The sequence below is a fragment of the Burkholderia sp. BCC1996 genome (assembly GCF_905339955.1).
In the GTDB taxonomy this organism is placed as follows: Bacteria; Pseudomonadota; Gammaproteobacteria; order Burkholderiales; family Burkholderiaceae; genus Burkholderia.
The window spans coordinates 1-3,662 of sequence record NZ_CAJPHM010000064.1 but is presented as its reverse complement, the minus strand read 5'-3'; the positions used below and the strand labels follow the sequence as shown (position 1 = coordinate 3,662).

The window sequence follows — 3,662 nt, the reverse complement described above, 5'->3', positions numbered from 1 at the left end:
AAGGCGGGGGTTTTTGCATTTGCAGCGCAGAAATGCGCGATCGCTGTAGACGTTGGCGTGGTCGTCGGTGGGCGGAGGCCCCTCGATACAAACTGCATGCTGTCCCGAACCGGCAGATTTCGCAGCCACCACTTACCTCAATAAGGACATCCGGATTGCGGTCGATCCGGCCGTCACTGCCCACCCAGGAACGAAATCTCGCGATTTGATACGATCCAAATGTCGTCGACGAATGCTTGCGTCGACGTTCGTGTTCGAACCAGTGCTTGATGGAGAGAGGGCAGGGAATGAATATCGGCGACGCGTCGCGCGAATCCGGTGTCAGCGCAAAAATGATCCGGTACTACGAGCAGGTCGGCCTTCTTGCGCCGAGCAAGCGGAGTGACGCCGGATACCGCATCTACGGTTCGGATGACGTCCATATTCTGCGTTTCATCCGCCAGGCGCGGCGGCTCGGTTTTCTCGTCGAGGATATTCGCAAGCTGCTGATGCTCTGGCAAGACCGCTCCCGCGCCAGCGCCGAAGTGAAGTCGATCGCCCTCGAACACGTGGCCGAACTCGACAAACGCATCGCGGAATTGAGCGACATGCGCAATACACTTGCCGATCTCGCCGCGCACTGCCATGGTGACGGGCGACCCGAATGCCCGATCTTGGCGCGCCTGGCCGACCCTGTCAGTGAACCAGATTAGTGCACATCCTCGAGGCCGAATAGGAGCCTCGATTCAATATCCTTAAGAATCAGTGGGTTGAGGTGGATAGTTCGTAAACCATTCCAAACAGGAATGGCTTCCATGCAAGCATTTCACTGGCATCTTGGTGCGGCATCGCTATAATTCGGGATAACCCTATACGGGAAATCCCTGAATCTCGATTCGCCAGGGGTCCCCCTTCCTTGGAGAACATCATGATCGCCTACATCGTTGAAAAGCTGAGCAACTGGTTCGAATCCGCAGAGCGTGAACGCCGTGAGGCTTACCTCGCGTCGTCGTCGGACATCGTCCAGCTCGAGAGCCGCATCCGCTCGCTCGAAACCAACGGCTACTCGCTGTAATCGGAGTCACCGTCAGGTGCCGTGTGGCACCGAGCGAAAAGCAAGCCCCGTGTTGACGGGGCTTTGTTTTTTTGTGCGTCCGATCTGGCGAAATCGTCGGCGTGGCGCTATGGTATGGACCTGCTTTTCAATCGGAAGAACACGACCATGCGTTTGCGTCTCGATGTGCGTCACGTTTCCCGCGCGCGTCTCGCTCTGGGGGCCGCGGTGCTCGCTCACGGCATGGCGGCTGGTGCGGCGACGTCGTCCCGGCCGCTGATTCTCGATACGCAACGCGGGATCCAGGATGGCAAGGGCGGCCTGGTGTTGCAAACGGCTCCGTTATCGTCCGAGCCGATCGTTGAGCCCGCAGGCATGCGAGCGCCGGCCGGGCAGGGACCGAATTCTTCGGTCCCGCTGTTTGTCGCGCCGTATATCAATGTGCCGGGCTGGGGTGGGTCGCCGGCCAATCAGCCAAGACCCGCGCCAAGACCGCAGCCGTAACGGAAAACCGTTCGCTCAGTTCCCGCGGTGCTCGATCTGGCACCGCGCGCCGCTGTCCTGTCCCAGGCGCTCGACGAGATAGGGCAGCGCTTCGTTCATGCTCTGCGCGAGCGTGTACGGCGGATTCAGGATGAACATTCCGCTGCCGTAAAGGCCCAGGCCATCTGCCGGCGGATTCGATACCGTCAGCGTCAGGTGCAGCCAGTTGTTCGGCTGCAGGCGCTTGAGCTGCTCCGGAAAACGCTGCGATTCCACCCGCGCAACCTGCGGATACCAGATCGCGTAACAGCCCGTCGCGAAACGCTTCAGGCATTCCGTCACGCAAGTCACCGTGCGCGCGTAGTCCTTCTTGTCCTCATAGGACGGATCGATCAGCACGAGCGCGCGTCGCGGCGGCGGCGGCAGCAGCGCCTTGATGCCCTCGAAGCCGTCACCGGAGAAAATCATCGCGCGGCGCCCCGCATCGCGGAAGTTGTGACGCAACACGTCGATTTCCGTCGTGTGCATTTCGAACAGGCGCATCCGGTCCTGCTCGCGCATCGATCGCCATGCGAGATACGGGGAGCCCGGATAGTAGTGCAGCTCACCGTCGTCGTTCAGCGCGCGCACCTCGTCGATGTAGTCGCCGAGCGCCTCGGGCAGGTTCTTTTCGTTCCACAGCGGCCCGATGCCGGTGTCGAATTCCCCTGTCTTGGCGGCATAACCGTCGCGCAGCGAATACACGCCGGCACCGGCGTGCGTGTCGATGTACCAGTACGACTTGTCTTTCTTGTTCAGGTAGCGCAGCAGCTGGACGACGACGGCGTGCTTGAGCACGTCCGCGTGGTTGCCTGCGTGAAAACCGTGACGATAACTGAGCATGGCTGGCTGCCTGAAACGAAGGGTGAATCGATGAAAACGGATGATCGCGCGGGGCCGTCGGGCCGCGCGCCAATGCGGCCGCGTATTGTACGCGAGTGGGCGTGAGCCGCCTTACTCGTATGCATCGCCGACGGCCTCCTCGATGCGTTGCTTGATCTCCGGCGTCAGTTTCTCGGCAACGTCGAGCGCGCGCATGTTGTCGCCGATCTGCTCGATTCGCGAGGCGCCCGTAATGACCGAACTCACGCGCGGATTCGCGAGTACCCATGCAATCGCGAGCTGGGCGGTGCTGCAGCCGAGTTCGGCCGCGATCTCGCCGAGCCGTTCGACCACATTGTTGCTGACCGGATCCGTCAGCCGTTCGCGGAGCCAGTCGTAGCCCGGCAATTGCGCGCGGCTGCCCGGCGGTACGCCGTTCCGGTACTTGCCGGTGAGCAGCCCCGATGCCAGCGGGCTCCAGGTCGTCAGGCCGAGGCCGTAGTCGTGATAGAGCCGTGCGTATTCCTGCTCGACCCGGGTACGGTGGAACAGGTTGTACTGCGGCTGCTCGACGACCGGCTTGTGCAGATGGTGCCGCTCGGCAATCTCGTACGCGGCGCGGATCTCGTCGGCGCTCCATTCGGACGTGCCCCAGTACAGCGCCTTGCCGCGTACGATCATGTCGCTCATCGCCCAGACGGTCTCCTCGATCGGTGTGTTCGGATCGGGGCGATGGCAGTACACGAGGTCGACATGGTCGAGCTGCAGCCGGCGCAGCGAGCCGTCGATCGCGTTCAGCAGATATTTCCGGTTCAGTGTGTGGTACTGGTTCGGCGCTTCCGCGAGCCCCCAGAAGAACTTCGTGGACACGAGGTAGCTGACGCGCGGCCAGCCGAGCGACTTGAGTGCCTGGCCCATGATTTCCTCGGATTTGCCACCGGCGTAGACCTCGGCGTTGTCGAAGAAATTGACGCCCGCATCGCGGGCCGCCGCAAGGCATTCGCGGGCGACCCGCTGATCGACCTGGTTGCCGTAGGTGACCCACGAGCCGAGCGAAAGCGCGCTGATCTGCAGGCCGGAGCGGCCTAGCCGTCGATAGTGCATGGGAATCTCCTGCGACTCTGAACCGACCTTAAGCTTAGACGTTTTGCGCGCGAACGGCGGGGCCGATCGTGCACAATAGCGGCTGGCCTCCAGCTGCACGACCGCGACGAAAGCGGATGCAGCGGGGCGCGCTTTTTCGATCCGATAACGGAAGGAGACGGACATGGCAGCAGATCTGAAC

Annotated in this window: 5 protein-coding genes; 3 read left to right on the top strand and 2 right to left on the bottom strand. The window is 62.0% G+C overall.

Translation table 11 applies throughout. The annotated features are described in order from the left end of the window. Positions 1 to 287: 287 nt before the first annotated feature. The 3 genes from cueR (at position 288) to U4Z64_RS37125 (ending at position 1,537) form a co-directional block, all read left to right on the top strand. A complete protein-coding gene (gene cueR, locus U4Z64_RS37135) occupies positions 288 to 692 on the top strand; it encodes a Cu(I)-responsive transcriptional regulator (protein WP_044849283.1) in 405 nt (134 codons plus the stop codon). Positions 693 to 907: 215 nt separating this feature from the next. Next, positions 908 to 1,054 (top strand): DUF3563 family protein, encoded by a 147-nt coding sequence (locus tag U4Z64_RS37130; protein ID WP_081053322.1) that lies wholly within the window; start codon positions 908 to 910, stop codon positions 1,052 to 1,054. A gap of 114 nt (positions 1,055 to 1,168) precedes the next feature. Continuing rightward, positions 1,169 to 1,537, top strand: a complete 369-nt coding sequence (locus tag U4Z64_RS37125; protein ID WP_082088780.1) for a hypothetical protein — start codon at positions 1,169 to 1,171, stop codon at positions 1,535 to 1,537. 15 nt (positions 1,538 to 1,552) lie between these two features. On the opposite strand, the gene U4Z64_RS37120 is transcribed toward U4Z64_RS37125, so the two are convergent. After that, positions 1,553 to 2,398 carry a 23S rRNA (adenine(2030)-N(6))-methyltransferase RlmJ gene (locus U4Z64_RS37120; protein ID WP_044849284.1) on the bottom strand — a complete coding sequence of 282 codons (846 nt, stop codon included), beginning with the start codon at positions 2,396 to 2,398 and terminating at the stop codon, positions 1,553 to 1,555. A gap of 111 nt (positions 2,399 to 2,509) precedes the next feature. Continuing rightward, complete coding sequence (locus U4Z64_RS37115; protein WP_321822668.1) at positions 2,510 to 3,481, bottom strand: aldo/keto reductase; 972 nt, start codon at positions 3,479 to 3,481, stop codon at positions 2,510 to 2,512. Positions 3,482 to 3,662 lie beyond the last annotated feature (181 nt).

What these genes read in the sequence shown, in the direction of transcription:
- U4Z64_RS37115 (WP_321822668.1), bottom strand. Translation starts at nt 3,481, where the DNA reads ATGCACTATCGACGGCTAGGCCGCTCCGGCCTGCAGATCAGCGCGCTT.
- U4Z64_RS37130 (WP_081053322.1), top strand. Translation starts at nt 908, where the DNA reads ATGATCGCCTACATCGTTGAAAAGCTGAGCAACTGGTTCGAATCCGCA.
- cueR (WP_044849283.1), top strand. Translation starts at nt 288, where the DNA reads ATGAATATCGGCGACGCGTCGCGCGAATCCGGTGTCAGCGCAAAAATG.
- U4Z64_RS37125 (WP_082088780.1), top strand. Translation starts at nt 1,169, where the DNA reads ATGGACCTGCTTTTCAATCGGAAGAACACGACCATGCGTTTGCGTCTC.
- U4Z64_RS37120 (WP_044849284.1), bottom strand. Translation starts at nt 2,398, where the DNA reads ATGCTCAGTTATCGTCACGGTTTTCACGCAGGCAACCACGCGGACGTG.